At 62.4% G+C, this 20179-nt stretch carries 15 protein-coding genes and 1 pseudogene; 12 read left to right on the plus strand and 4 right to left on the minus strand.

Features of this window, described 5'->3' with window-relative positions:
• The first annotated feature begins 150 nt into the window (after positions 1-150).
• The 12 genes and pseudogenes from acnA to ACVIW0_RS13130 all read left to right on the plus strand — a co-directional run bounded on the left by acnA (position 151) and on the right by ACVIW0_RS13130 (position 15124).
• On the plus strand, positions 151-2847 hold the full coding sequence (gene acnA, locus ACVIW0_RS13075; RefSeq protein WP_461352710.1) for an aconitate hydratase AcnA: 2697 nt from the start codon (positions 151-153) through the stop codon (positions 2845-2847).
• A gap of 32 nt (positions 2848-2879) precedes the next feature.
• Positions 2880-3902, plus strand: coding sequence for an isocitrate/isopropylmalate dehydrogenase family protein (locus ACVIW0_RS13080; RefSeq protein ID WP_461352711.1), 1023 nt, complete (start codon positions 2880-2882; stop codon positions 3900-3902).
• A 25-nt stretch (positions 3903-3927) separates the two neighbouring features.
• A complete protein-coding gene (locus ACVIW0_RS13085) occupies positions 3928-5580 on the plus strand; it encodes an acetolactate synthase large subunit (RefSeq protein ID WP_461352712.1) in 1653 nt (550 codons plus the stop codon).
• 97 nt (positions 5581-5677) lie between these two features.
• The gene (locus tag ACVIW0_RS13090) at positions 5678-6868 is read left to right on the plus strand and encodes an iron-containing alcohol dehydrogenase (protein ID WP_461357314.1); all 1191 of its coding nucleotides are present in this window, start codon (positions 5678-5680) and stop codon (positions 6866-6868) included.
• Positions 6861-7511: a poly(R)-hydroxyalkanoic acid synthase subunit PhaE gene (locus ACVIW0_RS13095; RefSeq protein ID WP_461352713.1), complete on the plus strand. Its 651-nt coding sequence runs from the start codon at positions 6861-6863 to the stop codon at positions 7509-7511. Before ACVIW0_RS13090 ends, ACVIW0_RS13095 begins: the two co-directional genes overlap by 8 nt.
• 35 nt (positions 7512-7546) lie before the next feature.
• Positions 7547-8596 (plus strand): class III poly(R)-hydroxyalkanoic acid synthase subunit PhaC, encoded by a 1050-nt coding sequence (phaC, locus tag ACVIW0_RS13100; RefSeq protein ID WP_461357315.1) that lies wholly within the window; start codon positions 7547-7549, stop codon positions 8594-8596.
• 4 nt (positions 8597-8600) lie between these two features.
• Positions 8601-10553 carry an acyl CoA:acetate/3-ketoacid CoA transferase gene (locus ACVIW0_RS13105; protein WP_461352714.1) on the plus strand — a complete coding sequence of 651 codons (1953 nt, stop codon included), beginning with the start codon at positions 8601-8603 and terminating at the stop codon, positions 10551-10553.
• A 15-nt stretch (positions 10554-10568) separates the two neighbouring features.
• Positions 10569-10997, plus strand: a complete 429-nt coding sequence (locus tag ACVIW0_RS13110; RefSeq protein ID WP_461352715.1) for a phasin family protein — start codon at positions 10569-10571, stop codon at positions 10995-10997.
• Between the two features lie 11 nt (positions 10998-11008).
• Positions 11009-11980 (plus strand): alpha/beta fold hydrolase, encoded by a 972-nt coding sequence (locus tag ACVIW0_RS13115; RefSeq protein WP_461352716.1) that lies wholly within the window; start codon positions 11009-11011, stop codon positions 11978-11980.
• A gap of 32 nt (positions 11981-12012) precedes the next feature.
• Positions 12013-13982 (plus strand): annotated as a pseudogene (gene acs, locus ACVIW0_RS13120) (acetate--CoA ligase).
• Between the two features lie 17 nt (positions 13983-13999).
• Complete coding sequence (gene ppa, locus ACVIW0_RS13125; protein WP_461352717.1) at positions 14000-14539, plus strand: inorganic diphosphatase; 540 nt, start codon at positions 14000-14002, stop codon at positions 14537-14539.
• A 12-nt stretch (positions 14540-14551) separates the two neighbouring features.
• Positions 14552-15124 (plus strand): adenylate kinase, encoded by a 573-nt coding sequence (locus ACVIW0_RS13130; protein ID WP_461352718.1) that lies wholly within the window; start codon positions 14552-14554, stop codon positions 15122-15124.
• A 104-nt stretch (positions 15125-15228) separates the two neighbouring features.
• Here ACVIW0_RS13130 and ACVIW0_RS13135 read toward each other — a convergent pair whose 3' ends face one another.
• The 4 genes from ACVIW0_RS13135 to ACVIW0_RS13150 are packed head-to-tail and all read right to left on the minus strand — an operon-like array spanning position 15229 to position 20155.
• Positions 15229-16668, minus strand: coding sequence for an alpha/beta fold hydrolase (locus ACVIW0_RS13135; protein ID WP_461352719.1), 1440 nt, complete (start codon positions 16666-16668; stop codon positions 15229-15231).
• Between the two features lie 7 nt (positions 16669-16675).
• Positions 16676-17440, minus strand: a complete 765-nt coding sequence (locus ACVIW0_RS13140; protein WP_461352720.1) for an SDR family NAD(P)-dependent oxidoreductase — start codon at positions 17438-17440, stop codon at positions 16676-16678.
• A gap of 33 nt (positions 17441-17473) precedes the next feature.
• Positions 17474-19186: a thiamine pyrophosphate-binding protein gene (locus tag ACVIW0_RS13145; RefSeq protein WP_461352721.1), complete on the minus strand. Its 1713-nt coding sequence runs from the start codon at positions 19184-19186 to the stop codon at positions 17474-17476.
• Between the two features lie 30 nt (positions 19187-19216).
• The gene (locus tag ACVIW0_RS13150; protein WP_461352722.1) at positions 19217-20155 is read right to left on the minus strand and encodes an AEC family transporter; all 939 of its coding nucleotides are present in this window, start codon (positions 20153-20155) and stop codon (positions 19217-19219) included.
• Between the last annotated feature and the right edge of the window lie 24 nt (positions 20156-20179).

Here is a 20179-nt window from a genome sequence, read left to right on the forward strand (position 1 = left end):
AGCGCAGCCATCACGCATTAAAAAATGGGAGGACGTCATGGCTGATCCCGCTCAGAACGGTCAGCGCATTCAAGGACATCCCTCCCTCCTTAGGTAGCGTCCCCCCGGGTCTTGTGAACTGGGCGGGCGGACGGATGACGGGAGGTGAGCATGACGACGTTAGACAGCTTTCGATGTCAGCGCATTCTCGAGGTCGCTGGACGGCCTTATAGCTATTTTTCGCTGCTCGAGGCCGAAAAGAACGGCCTTGCAGGTATCTCACGGTTGCCTTTCTCTCTGAAGGTTCTGCTCGAGAACCTGCTGCGTTCCGAGGACGGCCAGTCGGTGACGCGCGCCAACATCGAAGCTCTGGCGAAGTGGACCGACGAGCGCGGATCGGCGGCAACGGAGATCGGCTTTCGTCCGGCCCGTGTGCTCATGCAGGATTTCACCGGTGTGCCCGCCCTGGTCGACCTCGCGGCGATGCGAGACGGCATGCAGAAACTCGGCGGCGATCCGGCGAAAATTAATCCGTTGGTTCCGGTCGATCTCGTGATCGACCATTCTGTCGTGGTCGACCATTTCGGCAATCCGCGGGCTCTGCACGATAACGTTGCCAGGGAGTACGAGCAGAATGGCGAGCGCTACAACTTTCTGAAATGGGGGCAGGGGGCGTTCACTAACTTCCGCGTGGTGCCACCAGGCACCGGCATTTGCCACCAGGTCAATCTCGAATATTTGGCCCAGACGGTCTGGACGACGGAGCGCGACGGCAAGACCTTTGCGTATCCCGACACGCTGGTTGGCACCGACAGCCACACCACTATGGCCAATGGTTTGGCTGTACTCGGCTGGGGCGTCGGCGGCATCGAGGCGGAGGCTGCGATGCTCGGCCAGCCTCTGTCCATGCTGGTGCCGGAAGTGATCGGGTTCAAACTCGTCGGCAGGCTCCGCGAGGGCGTGCTGGCGACCGATCTGGTTCTTACCGTCACGCAGATGCTGCGCAAGAAGGGCGTGATCGGCAAGTTCGTCGAGTTCTACGGCCCCGGCCTTGACCACATGACACTTGCTGACCGTGCGACCATTTCCAACATGGCGCCCGAATACGGCGCGACCTGCGGCTTCTTCCCGGTCGATCAAGAGACGTTGAATTATCTCACTCTTTCTGGGCGCGCCGGCGATCGCATCGCGCTGGTTGAGGCCTATGCCAAGGCGCAGGGGCTTTTCCGGACATCGGGCATGCCCGATCCCATCTTCACCGCTACGCTGGAGCTCAATCTCGACGAGGTCGTGCCGTCGCTCGCCGGGCCGAAACGGCCCGAGGGGCGTCTCGGGCTTTCCGTTGCCAAGACCAACTTCCTCACCGCACTGGAAAGCGAATATGGCAAGCAAGACCAGGCTGCGAAGCAGTTCGCAGTCGAGGGCAAGGAATACAAGCTTGGCCACGGCCATGTCGTGATTGCCGCGATCACCTCCTGCACCAACACCTCGAACCCCTCGGTGCTGATCGGCGCCGGCCTTTTGGCGCGCAATGCGGTGCGCAAGGGGCTCACGGCCAAGCCATGGGTCAAAACCTCGCTCGCCCCCGGCTCGCAGGTCGTGGCGGAGTATCTCGAAAAATCGGGTCTGCAAAGAGACCTCGATGCGCTGGGGTTCTACCTCGTCGGCTTCGGCTGCACCACCTGCATCGGCAATTCCGGTCCGCTGCCGAAGGAGATCTCGAAATCGATCAATGACAACGGTGTGATCGGTGCGGCGGTCTTGTCCGGCAACCGCAATTTCGAAGGCCGCGTCTCGCCCGACGTGCAGGCAAACTATCTGGCCTCGCCGCCTCTCGTCGTCGCCTACGCGCTGGCCGGTTCGCTTCAGGTCGATCTGGTCAACGAGCCGCTGGGTGTCGGGGCGGCTGGCGTGCCTGTCTACCTGAAAGACATCTGGCCCTCGAACGCCGAGATCCAGCAGTTCATCCGAGACAACGTCACGCGCCGGCTATTCGAGAGCAAGTATGCCGAGGTCTTCGAGGGCGACGCGAACTGGAAGGCGGTCGAGGTCACGGCGGCTCTGACCTATCGCTGGAACATGTCTTCGACCTACGTGCAAAACCCGCCCTATTTCCAGGGCATCACGATGAAGCCGGCGCCGACCGGAGATATTATGGGCGCGCGCATTCTCGGGCTGTTCGGCGACAAGATCACGACCGACCACATCTCGCCGGCCGGCTCGATCAAGGCCTCGTCGCCGGCCGGGGCATTCCTGCGTGGCATGCAGGTCCGCCAAGAGGATTTCAATCAGTACGGCACGCGGCGCGGCAATCACGAGGTGATGGTTCGCGGCACCTTCGCCAACATCCGCATCAAGAATTTTGCGGTGAAGGGCGAGGGCGGCCTCACGCCCGAAGGCGGCTGGGCAGTACATCAGCCATCCGGCGAGCGGCTGCCGATCTTCGACGCGGCGTTGCGCTACCAACGCGATAATGTGCCTCTGGTCGTGTTCGCCGGTATCGAATACGGCAACGGCTCTTCGCGCGACTGGGCCGCCAAGGGCACCAAGCTGCTCGGCGTGCGCGCCGTCATCGCACAGAGCTTTGAGCGCATTCACCGCTCCAATCTGGTCGGCATGGGCATCCTGCCTTTCGTCTTCGACGAGGGTACCTCCTGGAAGAGCCTCGGCCTGACTGGCGCTGAGCAGGTCTCAATCAAAGGCGTCGCTGAGATCGCGCCCGGCCAGCGCGTCACCGTCGACATCATGATGGCAGACGGAACGGTGAAGCAGGTCCCGCTCACCTGCCGCATCGATACGCTCGACGAGCTCAACTACTACAAGCATGGCGGCATCCTGCCTTACGTGCTGCGCCAGCTTGCGGCGTGATCCTCAGTTACGACCGACACGGGGGAATAAACATGTCAGGACAAATTCCGGCAACCTTGATACCCGGTGACGGGATCGGGCCCGAGATCACGGCCGCCGTGACCCGCATCCTTGATGCGCTCGGCGCGCCTTTCGAATGGGACCTCCAACAGGGCGGCTTAGCCGGAATCCAGAGCGCCGGCGATCCGTTGCCCGGCGCGCTGATCGACAGCATCCGCCGCACCAAGCTCGCTCTGAAAGGGCCGCTGACGACGCCGGTCGGTGGCGGTTTCCGCTCCGTGAACGTGCGCTTGCGGGAAGAGTTCGGTCTCTACGCCAACCTGCGTCCGGTCAAGACGATGATTCCCGGCGGTCGCTATGAGGACATTGACCTCGTCCTCATCCGTGAAAACATCGAGGGTCTCTACGTCGCATTCGAGCACTTCATCCAGGTGGGCGACGATCCACACGCGGTCGCGATCTCGTCGGGCGTCAACACCCATGCGGAAGCGCGACGCATCGTCCGCTTCGCGTTCGAATATGCACTCGCACACGGCCGCAAGAAGGTGACCGTGGTTCACAAAGCCAACGTGCTGAAGGCCCTGACCGGCTTATTCCTCCAGGCCGGCCGCGAAATCGCCAAAGAGTATGAAGGGCGGATTGCGATGGACGACCGCATCGTTGATGCCTATGCCATGCAGCTCGTGATGAACCCGTGGCAGTTCGACGTCATCGTCACGACCAATCTGTTCGGTGACATCCTGTCCGATCAGATGTCCGGTCTAGTTGGTGGTCTCGGCATGGCGCCAGGCGCCAATATCGGCGAGAAGGCTGCAATCTTCGAGGCGGTACACGGGTCGGCCCCTGACATCGCCGGCAAGGGCGTCGCCAATCCGCTGGCGCTGCTGCTCGCCGCCGGGCTCATGCTCAAGCATGTCGAGCGGGACGATCTCGCGACCAGGCTGCGAACCGCAATCGACCAGACCTTGCAGGTCGACAATGTGCGGACAGCCGATCTCGGCGGCAAAGTCTCGACGGCTGATTTCGCCGGCGCCGTGATCAAGCGCCTGGCCTGACGCCACAGACATGAAGGAGAAGGACATGGTGAAGGGCTCTGACCTATTGGTCGCGGCATTGGAACATGAGGGCGTCGACCGGGTCTTTGGCGTGCCGGGCGAGGAAAATCTCGACGTCGTCGAGTCCCTGCGCAATTCGAAGATCCAATTGGTGCTGACCCGCCACGAACAGGCCGCGGCATTTATGGCGGCGACGCACGGCCGGCTCACCGGCCGGCCCGGCGTGTGTATCTCGACGCTTGGTCCGGGCGCGCTGAACTTCTCGACCGGCGCGGCCTATGCGCATCTCGGCGCGATGCCGATGGTGCTGATCACCGGCCAGAAGGCGATCATGAGCAGCCGCCAGGCGCGCTTCCAGATCGTCGACGTCATCGCGTCGATGAAACCGCTGACCAAACTGTCCCGGCAGATCGTCAGCGCCGCCAGCATTCCGACGCTGGTGCGCGATGCCTTCCGCGTCGCGATGGAGGAGCGGCCGGGTCCGGTTTTGCTGGAACTGCCCGAGGATATCGCCGGCGACGAGGTCGAGCCGGTGTCGATGGTACCGATCCATCCGATCGAGATTCCGGTCGCGCATCGCGCCGCGCTTGACCGTGCCGCCGAGATGATCCTGGCAGCGAAGAAGCCGCTGATCATGCTGGCTGCTGCGGCGAGCCGCCCGCGGTCGACATTCGGCATCGCGGGCTTCGTGCGTCGAACCGGCATTCCTTTCTTCACGACGCAGATGGGCAAGGGCACCGTGCCCGGCGGAACCAGCCTTTACATGGGCACGGCCGCGCTGTCGGAGCGCGACTATGTGCACGAGGCGATCGACCAGGCCAATCTGATCATCGCGATCGGTCACGACACCGTGGAGAAGCCGCCCTTCATCATGGGGCCGACGGGGCCGCAGGTGATCCATGTCAGCTACACGCCGGCGACAGTGGAGCAGGTTTACTTCCCGGATGCAGAAGTGGTCGGCGACGTCGGTCCGAGCCTGGAGCTGCTGGCCGATCGGCTCGAAGGCAAGCTGCACAATGCCAAGGCGCTGCTGCCGCTGCGCGATGGCATTCTCGGCCGCATCGCCGATCGCGCCACCGAGAGCCGCTGGCCGGTGACGCCGCAGCGGCTGGTGCATGACGTTCGAAAGGTGATCCCGGAGAACGGCATCGTCGCGCTCGACAACGGCATGTACAAGATCTGGTTCGCCCGCAATTATCGAACCTATGTCGCCAATACGCTGTTGCTCGACAACGCGCTGGCCACGATGGGCGCTGGGCTGCCGTCAGCGATGATGGCGGCGATGCTCTATCCGGACCGCCGCGTCATGGCGATCTGCGGCGACGGTGGCTTCATGATGAACAGCCAGGAGCTGGAGACGGCTGTCCGCCTCAAGCTGAATCTCGTGGTGCTGATCCTCAATGATGGCGCCTACGGCATGATCCGCTGGAAGCAGGCAGTGGATGACTTCCCGGATTTTGGCCTCACCTTCGGCAACCCGGACTTCGTCCGCTATGCCGAGTCCTACGGCGCCAAAGGCTCTCGTGTCACGTCCATCGATGGGCTGTTGCCGACGCTGGAAGCGGCATTCAAGGGCGGTGGCGTGCATCTCGTCGATATCGCAATCGACTATTCAGAGAACACGAAGGTCCTCGTCGACGAGCTGCGCAATCGCAAGCTCGGTAGCGAACCGAGGTGATGCGGCGAGCCGCTGTAGCGCGGTTGGTGTTGCGCTCAGCGTAGCTGATCCGATCGCACACTACATGCGTGCGCGAGACAAGAAGGAGCATGACATGATCGGGAAATTCACCTTTCAGTCGCCGTCGAACATCATGTTCGAGCCCGGTGCTTCGCGGAAGATCAACGAGCTGGTGGCGAGTTACGGCGCCCAGCGCGTGATGCTGGTGACCGACAAGGGCGTGCGTGGCGCGGGGCTAACCAGGGACGCGGAGGCCTCGCTGTCGGCAGCCGGCATCGAGCTCAGCATATTCGATGAGGTGGTCGCCGACCCGCCGTCCCATATCGTGGAGGCGGCCGCGGATGCGTGTCGGGCTGGCCAGATCGAGCTGGTGCTCTCGATCGGCGGCGGCAGTGCACTCGACACCGCAAAGCTCGTGGCCTATCTCGCGAAGACGCCCGACCGTCTCGACGAGATCTACGGCGTGGGCCTTGCAAAAGGAAAGCGCCTGCCGCTGCTACTGGTACCAACGACGGCCGGGACCGGCTCCGAGGTGACGCCGATAGCGATCGTCACGACGCCGACCACGGAAAAGAAAGGGGTCGTCTCGCCGGTCCTGATCCCGGACTGGGCCATCCTCGATCCCGAGCTGACGGTCGGTCTGCCGGCGCCAGTGACTGCGGCGACCGGTATCGATGCCATGGTGCATGCGATCGAAGCCTATACCAGCAAGGTCAAGAAGAACCCGATGTCCGACCAGCTCGCGCGCCAGGCGCTGGCGCTATTGTCGGCCAATGTCCGGCGCGTCTGCGAGAATGGGAAGGATCTCGAATCTCGTTCGGAGATGCTGCTTGGTTCGATGCTCGCCGGCATGGCCTTCGCCAATGCGCCGGTCGCGGCTGTTCATGCGCTCGCTTATCCGATCGGGGCGATCTTCCATGTGCCGCACGGTCTGTCGAATGCTCTGGTGCTGCGCCATGTGCTCGAGTTCAACCTGGCCGCGGCCGAGCCGCTCTATGCGGAGCTCGCCGAGATAGTGAAGCCGGGCGTCCGCGGCAGCGTGCCTGAGAAGGCGCGAGCCTTCATCGACGAAATGACGTCGATCGGCCGCGACTGCCAGGTGCCGGCCTCGCTTGCTTCGGTCGGGATCGGCCGCGACGATCTCAGGAAGCTTGCGGAAGACGCGATGAAACAGACGCGCCTTCTCGTCAACAATCCGCGCGAGCTGACGTTGGACGATGCCTACGCGATCTACAGCGCGGCCTTCGGTGACGGCAGCAATCGTTATGTGCAGGCCTCCCATGGCTGAGGAGAGTTCCGGCGCAAATCCGTTCGGGCCGCTCGCCGCGCAGTGGATGGAGTCCTGGCGCGTGATGGCAAACAGCGCCGTCGGCGTCAGCGAAAACTGGTCGAGCTCGATGCTGCCCTTCATCATGAAGCGCGCAGCCGAGAGCGGGTTCGGTGTCGGCCCCGGCAACGACCTCGCCGAGGCGATCGAACGCATGGCCAAGGGACCGCGCCTCGCCGATGTCCTCGATTTCGATCGCAAGCTAGCGAACATGACGGCCGCCTGGGGCGAGTTGCAAAGCAAGCTTGCCGCCTATCAGCTCGTCGCCTCAAAGCCTTGGATGCGCACGGCGCAGCAATACAAGATGAAGATGCCGCAAATTGGCGAGAGTGCCGGCTGGCGCGAGCAGCTTGGTGCCTGGAACGATCTCGCCAATGAAGAGCTGATCGCCCACCAGCGCTCCGAGGAGTTCCTGGTCGCGCAAAAGCAACTCTTACAGGCCGCGACCGAGTTCAGAGCTCGGCAATCTGAGATAGCGGACACGATCGCCGCCGTGCTGGGAATGCCGACGCAGCGGGATTTCGACGATCTGACCCGCCAGATCACCGACTTGCGGCGTGAGGTTCGCGCGCTGGAGCGACGGATCGGCGGAGGCACGCAATGAGCCCTCAGACGCCGAAGGGCGATGGCTTTGCTGAGATGAGCGACAAGCTGCTCAAGGCCGGCAAGCTGCTGTCGACCATCAGGGACGAGGATGTCGACGTCGGCGCAACTCCGAAGAGGCTGGTCATGCGCCGCGATAAGGTCGAGCTGTTTCGCTACACGCCCTTGACGGAGCAGAAGGTGAAGACGCCGGTCCTGCTCGCCTACGGTCTGATCGGCCGCTACACCATGGCGGACCTTCAGGAGGATCGTTCGCTGGTTCGCAGCCTGTTGCGGCAGGGGCTCGATCTCTGGCTGGTCGATTGGGGGCAGCCGAACCGCAGCGAGCGCTGGCTGACGATCGACGATTATGTCGACGACTACATCCATGCCGCCGTCGAGCGCATCTGCCGCGAGACCGGTCACGACAAGATCACACTGCTCGGCATCTGCGAGGGCGGCGTGTTCACCACCTGCTATGCCGCGCTGCATCCGGACAAGGTCAAGGGCCTAGTGCTGACGATCACGCCGATCGACTTCCATGCCGATCGTGACGATCCCGACACCCATCACGGCTTTCTGAACGTCTGGACGCGCAGTCTCGATCGCGCCGATATCGACCGCCTGGTCGATATCTATGGCGGGCTTCCCGGCGAGTTCATGAGTTCGGTGTTTTCGCTGATGACGCCGATGCGTTCGCTGACCAAGTACAATATCGATCTGATCGATGTCATTGACGACGAAGCCAAGCTGATGAATTTCCTGCGCATGGAGAAATGGCTTGCCGACCGGCCCGCTCATCCGGGCGAAGCAGCCAAGCAGTGGCTGAAGGATCTTTATCAGGACAACAAGCTCGTGAAAGGCGAATTCGAGCTGTCGGGGCGGCGCGTCGATCTGTCGAACCTCACCGCGCCAGTCCTCAACGTCTTCGCGCTGAACGACCACATCATCCCGCCAACCTGTTCGCGGGCGCTCGGCGCGCATGTCGGCACCAAAGACTATTCGGAGATCGAGCTGCCTGGCGGTCATGTCGGGCTGTTCGTTTCGAGCAAATCGCAGGGCTCGCTTAGCAAGGGCATTTCGGAGTGGCTCTCCGCCAGGGACTAGCGCGATGAACAAGGACAAGATCGTTTCGGCCGACGAGGCGGTCGCCATCATCAGGGATCGCGATACTATCTGCACGTCCGGTTTCGTCGGCATCGGCACGCCCGACGAGCTCCTGATCGCGCTGGAGAAGCGCTATCGCGAGACCCGTCACCCCGCAGACCTGAACCTGATGTTCGCGGCAGCTCCGGGCGATGCCGGCGACCGCGGCCTCAATCGGCTCGCCCATGACGGTCTCTTGAAGCGGGTGGTCGGCGGGCATTGGGCGCTGGTGCCCAAGCTCGGCGAGCTCGCGCTCGCCAACCGGATCGAGGCCTATAACCTGCCGCTCGGCTGCATTTCTCATCTCTATCGCAACATCGCCGCGCGCGGCCCCGGCGTGATCTCGAAGGTTGGCCTCAAGACTTTCGTCGATCCCCGCTTGCAGGGCGGCAAGCTCAACGAGAGCACCACTGAAGATCTCGTCGAGCTGATGCGGATTAACGACGAGGATTGGCTGCGCTATAAGTCGTTTCCGATCAACGTTGCCTTGTTGCGCGGCACGACTGCCGATCCCGCCGGCAACATCACGATGGAGCGCGAAGCGCTTACGCTGGACAATCTAGCAATGGCGATGGCGGCGAAGAATTCGCGCGGCTTCGTCATCGTGCAGGTTGAGCGCATCGCGGCGAGCAACTCGCTGAACCCCCGTGAGGTGCAGATTCCAGGCATTCTCGTCGATTGCGTCGTAGTGGCCGATCCTACCAATCACGTCCAGACCTATGGCGCGAGCTACAGCCACGCCTTCTCCGGACGCCAGCGGGTGCCGATGGACCGCGTCAAGCCGCTGGAGCTCGATGACCGCAAGATCATCGCGCGGCGCTGCGCCTTCGAACTGCCGCCGGGCGGCGTCGTCAATCTCGGTATCGGCATGCCAGAGGGCGTTGCCGCGGTCGCGGCGGAAGAGCACATGCTGAAGTTCCTGACGCTCACGGCCGAGCCTGGCATCATCGGTGGCATGCCGCAGGGCGGATTGAATTTCGGCACCGCGCTGAATCCGGATGCAGTGATCCACCAGAACCAGCAGTTCGATTTCTACGACGGCGGCGGGCTTGATCTTGCTTGCCTCGGCATGGCGCAGGCGGACAGCGCCGGAAACGTCAATGTCAGCCGTTTTGGTTCACGGCTGGCCGGCGCCGGCGGGTTCATCAATATCTCGCAGAGCTCGAAGAAGCTGGTCTTTGCGGGCACGTTCACCAGCGGCGGATTGAAAGTAGCGGTTGAGGATGGCGCGCTGCACATCCTGCGCGAAGGCACAACCAGGAAGTTCGTTTCTGCTGTCGAGCAGATCACGTTCAGCGGCGAGCATGCGGTCGCAAGCGGACAGCCAGTTTTCTATGTCACCGAGCGCTGCGTCTTGCAGCGGACGCCCGCCGGCATGGAGCTGATTGAACTAGCGCCCGGAGTCGACGTCGATCGTGACGTCCTGGCGCACATGGAATTCGAGCCGCTGATCCGAAACGTTAGGCCGATGGACCTCCGCATCTTCCGCGACGGGCCGATGGGACTGGATCACCTGCTGCTGGGCCGAAACATGGCCGACCGGATTGGTTACGATGCCGAGCGCAACACGTTGTTCGTCAATTTCGAGGGTTTTGACGTCAGGACGGTCGAGGATGTGGACCTGGTCCGCCGCGAGGTCGAACGTGCCTGTCGTGCCGTCGGAAAGCCGGTGGCGCTCGTCGCAAACTATGACGGCTTCCATTTGGATCCGGCAGTCAGCGACGCCTATTTCTCGATGATCGCCTATCTCGAGCAGCGCTATTACAGCTCGGCATCGCGTTACACGACCAGCGCATTCATGCGTCTCAAGCTGGGCGAGGGTCTCGCCGAGCGGCACGTCGCTCCCCACATCTTCGAAACCCGGGCCGAAGCGCAAGCCTTCGCGCGCGGGTTACGCAAGGAGGAAGCCAGCACCTAATCGAGGAGAATGATCATGAGCCAGGAGATCGAAGCCGCGACGAAAGCCATGAAGGAGCAGTTTGCGAAGCTCACGGAAAACCTCAAGGTACCAGGCGTGAATATCGACGCCTTGATCGAAAGCCAGCGCAAGAACATCGAGGCGATGTCGAAGGCCGCGCAGTTGACGGCAGAGGGCGCGGCCGCGATCTCTCACCGCCAACTGGATATCTTGCGCGTCACGAGCGAGCAGGTGCGCACGGCAATTCGGGACATGAAGTTGTCGAGCGAGCAGCAGGGCGAATTCGCCCGCAAGGCATTCGAAACGGCTATCGCGAACGCACGTGAGCTTGCCGAAATGACGGTCAAATCGAACACTGAGGTCTTCAACATGGTGAAGCAGCGGATGACGGAGGACTTCGAAAAGATGCGAACGTCGTTTCTCCCGAGCGAAGGCAAGAAGTAGGCGAGAACGGCATGGTCCGTGCTCTCTTGGAGAGCACGGACCTGCTGATCAGGTTGCAGGGCGATATGTTTGAAGCGGCTGGCAGGCTAATACGGGACACGGCGGGTGGGTCGCCGAAATCCGGGCAGCCGGATCGGGAGGGCGTCGTGCTCGGGCTCTCGCCCTCCGGCTTTCACCCATTGGCCTATACGGATTGGGGGCCTCTCGAGGACGACAGGCCAGTCGTTTGCGTGCACGGGCTCACACGGCAGGGACGGGATTTTGACCATCTGGCGGAGCAATTGGTGGCCGCCGGAAGGCGGGTGATCTGCCCCGATCTAGCGGGTCGTGGCCGCAGCGGTTGGATCGGCGATCCAGATCATTATGCGCTCCCTCAATATTGCGCCGATATGAACGCGCTGATTGCGCGTCTTGGCGTCACCGAGATTGACTGGGTCGGAACCTCGCTCGGCGGGTTGATCGGCCTGATCATGACCGGCTTTCCCGGTAGCATCGTCCGCAAGCTCGTCATCAACGACATCGGCCCGTTCGTATCATCGACTGGGCTGCAGCGTATCGGTCAGTATATCGGCAAGATGCCCGTGTTGTTTACGACCATTGAGGATGCCGAAGCTTACTTTCGATCAGTGCTGGCACCTTATGGTGATTTGCTTGACGAGCATTGGCGTCATCTCACCAGGTACAGTGTTCGTTGGGACGATGACCGACAGGGATACGTGCTGTTATGCGATCCGAAGATTGCGAAGGGTTTCAGGCTCCCGTGGTTTCAGCCGCTCAATCTCTGGGCCTATTGGGAGGCGATCAAGGTCCCGGTGCTTGTGCTCCGCGGTGCTGACTCCGATTTGCTCTCATTCGATCTCGCGGCCGAGATGCGGAAGCGCAATCGGCTGGCCGGTGTTTTTCAGTTCGATGATTGTGGCCATGTGCCGCCGCTGATGGCCCGCGAGCAAATTGATGTGGTCACCCAGTTTCTGCGGGCGTGATAGAGCCTGCGGACCGCGTAGGAGGGGATGCGATGGATGAATTGGCCAGAGAGACTTCCGAGAAGATTTACGACGTCCCCGCGGAATGGGCCAAGCGCGCCTGGGTCGGCCAGGCCAAGTACAAGGAGATGTACGCGCGCTCGGTCTCGGACCCGAACGCATTCTGGGCAGCGCAGGCCAAGCGCATCGACTGGATGCACGCGCCGACCAGGATCGAGAACGTCTGCTTCGCGCCCGGCAACATCTCGATCAAATGGTTCGAGGACGGCGAGCTGAACGTCGCCTGGAATTGCATCGACCGCCATCTGGACAAGCGCGGCAACCAGACCGCGATCATCTGGGAGGGCGACGATCCTTCCGAATCCAGGCACATCACCTACCGCGAGCTGCACGACGAAGTCTGCAAGATGGCCAACATCCTGCGCACGCGGAACGTCGGCAAGGGCGACCGCGTCACGATTTACCTGCCGATGATTCCGGAAGCGGCCTACGCCATGCTGGCCTGCGCGCGGATCGGCGCCATCCACTCGGTGGTGTTCGGCGGCTTCTCGCCGGACAGCCTCGCCCAGCGCATCAAGGACTGCGACTCCAAGGTGGTGATCACATCAGATGAAGGCCTGCGCGGCGGCAAGAAGGTGCCGCTGAAGGCCAACGTCGATGCGGCCATTGCCAAAACCGGCGGCGTCGACTGGGTCGTGGTGGTGAAGCGCACCGGCGGCAAGGTCGAGATGAACCCGACGCGCGACCTCTGGTACCACGAGGCCGCCGAGATGGTGACATCGGAATGCCCGTGCGAGCCGATGAACGCGGAAGATCCGCTGTTCATCCTCTACACCTCAGGCTCGACCGGCACCCCGAAGGGCGTGCTGCACACCTCGGCCGGCTATCTCGTGTTCGCCTCGATGACGCATCAATACGTGTTCGACTATCACGACGGCGACATCTACTGGTGCACCGCCGACGTCGGCTGGGTCACCGGCCACAGCTACATCCTCTATGGGCCGCTCTGTAACGGCGCGACCACGCTGATGTTCGAGGGCGTGCCGAACTACCCCGACAATTCGCGCTTCTGGAACGTGGTCGACAAGCACAAGGTCAACATCTTCTACACCGCGCGCCGACCGCGATCCGCGCGCTGATGCAGGGCGGCGACGAGCCGGTGACGAAGACCTCGCGCAAGTCGCTGCGGCTGCTCGGCTCGGTCGGCGAGCCGATCAACCCCGAAGCCTGGGAGTGGTATCACCGCGTGGTCGGCGAGGAGCGCTGCCCGATCGTCGACACCTGGTGGCAGACCGAGACCGGCGGCATCCTGATCACGCCGCTGCCCGGCGCAACCAAGCTGAAGCCGGGATCCGCGACGCGGCCGTTCTTCGGCGTGGTGCCTGAGATCGTCGACGCCGAAGGCAAGACGCTGGACGGCGCGACCGAGGGCAATCTCTGCATTGCCAAGTCGTGGCCGGGCCAGATGCGCACCGTCTATGGCGACCACGCCCGGTTCGAGCAGACCTACTTCTCGACCTACAAGGGCAAGTATTTCACCGGCGACGGCTGCCGGCGCGACGCCGACGGCTATTACTGGATCACCGGCCGCGTCGACGACGTCATCAACGTGTCCGGTCACCGCATGGGCACCGCGGAGGTCGAGAGCTCGCTGGTCGCACATGCGGCGGTGTCGGAAGCCGCCGTGGTCGGCTATCCCCACGACATCAAGGGCCAGGGCATCTACGCCTATGTCACGCTGATGAAGGGCACCGAGCCGACCGAGGCCTTGTGCAAGGAGCTGGTCGCCTGGGTCCGCAAGGACATCGGCCCGATCGCCTCGCCGGATCTCATTCAATTCGCGCCCGGCCTGCCCAAGACCCGCTCCGGCAAGATCATGCGCCGGATCCTGCGCAAGATCGCCGAGGACGAGCCGTCGAGCCTCGGCGACACCTCGACCCTGGCCGATCCCGCCGTGGTCGACGACCTCGTGCAGAACCGGCAGAACAAGAAAAGCGCGTAAGCGGTGAGGGCGGATAGATGAACATCGATGCGATCGCAATTGGCCATGCGCCGCCGGAGGACGTCAACGTCGTCGTTGAGGTGCCTCTCGGGGGAGAGCCGATCAAGAATGAACTCGACAAGAGTTCCGGCGCGCTCGTGGTCGACCGATTCCTCTACACGCCGACCCGTTATTCCGGCAATTACGGCTTCGTGCCGCGCACGCTGTCCGAAGGCGGTGATCCGATCGATGTACTGGTCGCCAATACCCGTCCGACCGTTCCAGAAGCCGTGATCAACGTGCGCCCTGTCGGAGTCTTGAGAATGGAAGATGATGGCGGCGGCGATGAGAAGATCATCGCGGTGCCGTCGGACCGTCTCACCCAGCGCTACCCACATGTGCAGACGTATACTGATTTGCCCGAGATCACCTGGAAGCAGATCGAGCACTTCTTCCTTCATTATAAGGATCTCGAGCCTGGCAAGTGGGTGCGACTTGCAGGTTGGGGAGATGCAGACGAAGCCCGGAAAATGATTGAGACGGCCATTTCGCGCGCCGCGATCCGAAAATCGCGCTGAGGGAGGACTGAAATGAGGCTTGTCCTATTGGGACCTCCTGGCGCGGGCAAGGGGACGCAGGCGCTCAAGCTTTCGCAGATCCTCGGGATTCCGCAGTTTTCGACCGGCGATATGCTGCGCGGGGCAGTCTCTGCGGGAACAGCAGTCGGTCGACACGCTAAAGAGATCATGGAGCGGGGCGACCTCGTGCCAGATCGGCTCGTGCTCGAGTTGATCGCAGAGCGCGTCGCACAGCCCGATGCCGAGAAAGGCTTCATTTTGGATGGGTTTCCTCGCACGGTGGCCCAGGCAGAGAGCCTCGACGCGATCCTCAATGGTCACGAGCTGCACTGCGTGCTCGAGCTCAGGGTTGACGAGCACCAATTGCTGGACCGAATACTCGGGCGCGCGATGCAAGCCCACGCCAATGGAGAAGCCGTACGGGCCGACGACAATGAGGAGGCGCTCGGCGCTCGACTGTTGGCCTATGCCAATCAAACCAAGCCCCTGACCGACTACTATGGTGCCAAGGGCTTGTTAAGAACGGTAGATGCCTCTTTGCCAGTCGACCATGTCACGGCAGCGCTTCTCAAAGCGCTTGGCTGAGCAGCTTATCTAATTTACACCCAGCAGAACAGGCCGTGCCCACCCCGCAGGCGGGCCAATCCATCGAGGCATCTCCGCTGCACTCGTATGGTTGGTGCCTTTCCCTAAACTTCGGCATCGTTCGGAGCCACCCCCGCACCGGGGTGTCCTATCAATTCGATGCCGATGCCGCGCAATATCCGGGACAGTTCGAGAATGCTATCTAACATGTACCAACTCGTCGAAATAAAATGCGTGCGCGGTTCGTTCGACGTTGATCGGTTTGCCGCATCCAGAACGATCACGTCGGAAATCCATTTGTCGTGCGATTCTGCGGTTTGCAGCGCCTTAGCCATGCCGACGTAATGTGTGATCAGCACCGCTTTTCTTCCCACCCGCTCCACGACGTCGCAAATGGCTTTTGAGTGCACTTCCTGACGCGCCGAGCCGGAAAGGTTGATTGTGAGACGCGTGATCACCGGACGATAGCCAATGGCCCGGAGCCAAGCTGACAGCGGGAGAAACATGACGTCGCTGCCGAACTGCGGCGTCGCCAGGATGACCGGCTTGCCGTCACCGTAACGGGACAGGCTTCCCGCCATGATCGACCGTCGGACGCAAGTCAGAGATTTGGATGAGGCTGACATCAGGAGAAGTGGCCACGTCGTGAACATGTCGAACACGGATGCAAACGGGTTCGACGTTGACCGATCCGCGCGTGCAAGGTGCTGGGCAACCGGTGCGATCGCTTGTTCTTGGTCGACGGAAGCGAGAAACGTGACGATGTGATGCATGCATTCTTCCGTCCTTTCCCAGAGCACGCGGTGCCCGCCGTCAGAAAGGACAATCAGCCTCGCGTTGGGAATGCGCTTGGCAATCAAGCGCGAGTTCTGGGGCGGAATCAGCTCGTCCAGATCGCCGGTTAGGACGAGAGCAGGGCAGCGAATGTCGTTGAGCGCCTTCGATCCGTCGAACTCCGCGAAGGCTTGAAATTGCAGGTCGGCCGCGTGCAGGGGCGTGGGTAGCGCGATCTCGCGTCGCATCTGGGCTGCCGCGGCACCTTGATTTTGCGCCAAATATGCAGGCGCGTAAGTGACTTTCCAGATTTGTCGCGCGACCTGCTCTGGAGACAGGCCATCAAGATCGCGCATGACCCGGACGACTCGTGCATTCGCGTAGGTGGCCTCAACGCCCCCGCACATGGTCGCGCAGAGAATGAGGCTCGTCACGCGCTCCGGGAACTGGCGCGTGAACTCCTGGGCAATCGCGCCGCCCATCGAATAGCCCAGCAGATGGACACGCTCGAGATCAAGCACGTCGAGGAGGTCATGGATGTCGCGAGCCATGTTGGCAAGCGCATAGCCGTGAACCGGCTTGTCGCTCTGCCCGGTGCCGCGATTGTCGAGCGTGAGAACCGTGAACTCGCGCGCAAGCCTGTCGACAAAAGCGGTGGGCCAAGCCGCGGAGCTCAAACGATAGCCCATCACGAGAACGAGTGGCGGCCCGCACCCTCGAACCTCGTACGCGATATCGATCCCGTTGACCCCAGCGATTTGCATCGTCATCTCGCTTCTACAGCCCGGACACGAGATGACCGCCATCGACCGCGACGACGCTACCCGTCATGAACGAGCCCGCGTCCGAAATCAGTAGCAGCAACGGTCCATCGAGCTCGTCGATCTTACCGAGACGGCGCTGCGGAACGCGCTTGATCAACGCCTTACCGTAATCGCTCTCGAAGAAATCGTCGTTGAGCTCGGTCGCGAAATAGCCCGGTGCGAGCGCATTGACCCGGATGCGGTAGCGCGCCCATTCGAGCGCGAGTGCCTTGGTCATCTGGATCACACCGGCCTTTGAGACAGCATACGGCGCGACCGCGCCGGCGACACGCAGCCCGAGAATGGACGCGATATTGACGATCGAGCCGTTGACTTTGTTGGCAACCATCCGTCGCGCTGCCGCTTGCGCGACCAGCCAGACACCCTTGAGATTGGTATCGATAACGCTGTCCCAGTTGCCCTCATCCTGCTCGAGCGCAGGCTTGGTGGCAGTGACGCCGGCATTATTGACGACGGCATGAATGGGACCAAAGGCCGCTTCGGCCTGCTTCATCGCCTCGTCGACCTTGGCGGCCAGCCTGACGTCGAGCGTGACTCCCTGTGCCTTGCCGCCCGATGCATCGATGTCGGCTACCACCGATGCCAAAGCGTCGACGCGCCGGGCCGCCAGCGTGACCTTCGCACCATTGCCGGCCAGGAAGCCTGCAAAATGACGGCCAAACCCGCTCGAGCCGCCGGTCACCAGGACGTGCCGATCGCGAACTTCAAACACTGGCATCTCCCAAAGATTGGTCTTGGCGAGGCAATGAAGTCAGGACGCGCGCCATTTGCGCTCGGCCTCATCCCAAGCCGCGAGCGGTTGCAGATCCGGCACCCAGGCAAGGCCTGTCTTGCCGTCGGAGGAAATCGCGTCGGGCGTCACGACCATGTCGAGGAGGGCGGGACGATTGGCCAGTGCGCGCTCGATTGCCGGTCCAAGCTGTTCTTCGGTCTCAACGCGCTCGGCATGCATGCCGAACGACCGTGCCATGCCGGCATAATCCGCCACCTGTAATCGGGTCCCGACCACCTTGCCGTGGGTGACGGTCTGGTCATGAACCTCGATCTGCCAGGCGCCATTATTGGCGACGACGATCAGGACGGGTGCCTTATGACGGACGGCGGTGTCGACCTCGACGGCATTGAAGCCGAAAGCACCGTCGCCGGTCGCGACCACGACCGGCTTGTCGGGGAATGCGAGGCTGGCGGCAATGCCGTAGGGCACGCCGATCCCGATGCAGCCGAAGGGGCCGGGATCAAGCATCAGCGGAGCGTTGAGGCCGACACGGGCGAAGGCAAGGAAATCGCCGCCATCGGTGATGACGACGGCGTCATTGCCGATCGCCCTTTGCAGCGCCGACAGCACCTTGTTCGGGTGCAGCTTGCCGTCGGAGCCATTGGGCGCGGTTGCCATGGTTTCCTGCAGCTTCCTGGCGCGTTGTTCATGTCCGGCGCGCAATTTCGCCGCCCACAGGCGATCGACCTTGGACTCTCGATTGCCGGCACGTTCCACCATCGCGCGGAGCGTCTCGGCCGGAGAAGCCAGAATCTCAACCGCGCCACGACGATTGTCGCGCATTTCCGACGGCGTATCGCCGACGCGGACGAACTTTGCGTCCTGGAATACGGAAGGCGATCCATAGGCGAGCTGGAAATCGAGCCGGCGACCGATCGTCAGTACAACGTCGGCGTCGCTCATCACCGCGCCGCGCATCGCGCCGACGACAGACGCATGGCTGTCCGGCACCAGGCCGCGGCTCTCGCCGGTGTCGAGGTATACGGCGCCAAGGCGATCCAGCAGCGAAATCAGCTCAGATCCCGCGCCGCGAGCGCCTCGGCCGGAAATCACCAGCACGCGGCGAGCTGACCAGAGCACATCGACCGCCTTGGACACCTGATCCGGGTCTGGCCGCGTGACCGCACGCGGCTTTGGCGCGAGATGCTCCTCCAATTGCAGCGCTTTCGGCACGATACCGCGCAATGTGTCGGTGGGAAAATCGATGTAGGAGGGACCGGGCTCGCCGCCTTCGCCAAAGGCGCGCGAGATCGCCTCATCCAGCTCTTGAAGCACCAGCGACGGTTCGCGGACCGTACGTGCGTAGCGCGTGATGGAGCGCACCAGTTGCGTGTGATCCATATCCTGAAGGCCGCCCCGGTTCTCCTGGGGGCGGGGATTGCCGCCGGAGAGCACCAGCACCGAGGCTCGCGAAACATGCGCGTTGGCGATGCCGGTGATGGCATTGGTCATGCCGGGGCCGGCGGTGACCAGCGCCACGCCGAGTTCGCCGGTCAGTTCCGCATGGGCCTGAGCCATGTGCACAGCGGCACGCTCGTCGCGCACGTCGATGATACGGATGCCTTCCGCATCGAGCCGCATCCAGATCGGCATGATGTGCCCGCCGCAGAGCGCGAACACGCGCGTAATGCCGCGGCGCTTCAGGAGGCGTGCAATCAGGTCGGCAGCACTATCGGGCAGGACTTTCATCTGAAAACTCCCTCTTGGGTGATCATTTCCTCAAATCTGGGCTAACCATCCGACCAGCAGCGATACGGTCAGGACGGCAAAGACGTGCGAGGCAAGGATGGCGCCCGACGTCACGCCGGCCTCGAGGCCGTAGAGCTTTGCAATCGTAAACGGTCCGGATCCGATGGGTAGCGCACTCAGGATGACCGCCGAATGCGACCACAATGGCGGCATCGAGAAAACGTAGAATGCAAGGAACGCCGTGACGGCGGGCTGCAGGATTAGCTTCAGCACGACCAGGATGGCGATCGACATCGCATCGTCGGTGACCACGCGCTCCTGCGCCAGAAAGAGCCCTATGCAGACCAGAGCGGCCGGCGACGCTGCACCGCCGAGCAGGCTCGTGAAACTTTCTACAGGGGCGGGCAATTTGAGCCCGCTCAGACCGACCGCGAGGCCTGCCACTGGTGCGATCAGAAGAGGGCTGCGCAACACGGAGACGATCACCCGTGCTCCGGTCGACCAGAAGCTGCCGCCCTTCTGCAGGTCGATCTCGACGACAATCACCGCGAATAAGAACAGGACGCAGGCTGTAAAGAGTGTCGCGATGATCGACGCGGGCGCACTCTCCGGTCCGAACACCAGCAGGCACATAGGAATGCCCATGAAGCCGACATTGCTGTAGCCGGCGTCCAGGCCCTCGATACTGGCACTGGCAACGCGCCGGCCGCGGAAGCGGCTGACGACGAAGGCGACGGCGAAGCTTACGGCGAATCCGCCACAAAAGGCCCCGACGAAGCCAAGCTGGCTCACCTGATCCAGCGTGATCTTCGACATCGCCACAAACATGAGCGAGGGAAGCGCAAGGTAGACCGCGAAGCGGTTGAGGTTGTCGGTCGCCACCCGATCGAACAGGCCGAAATAGCCGCAGGCAAACCCTGTCAGGATCAGCGCGAAGATCGGCAGTGCGGAATTCAAGACGGCGTGCATTTAACGCTGATCTTAATGCGCGAT

This window comes from Bradyrhizobium sp. USDA 4454, assembly GCF_054822705.1.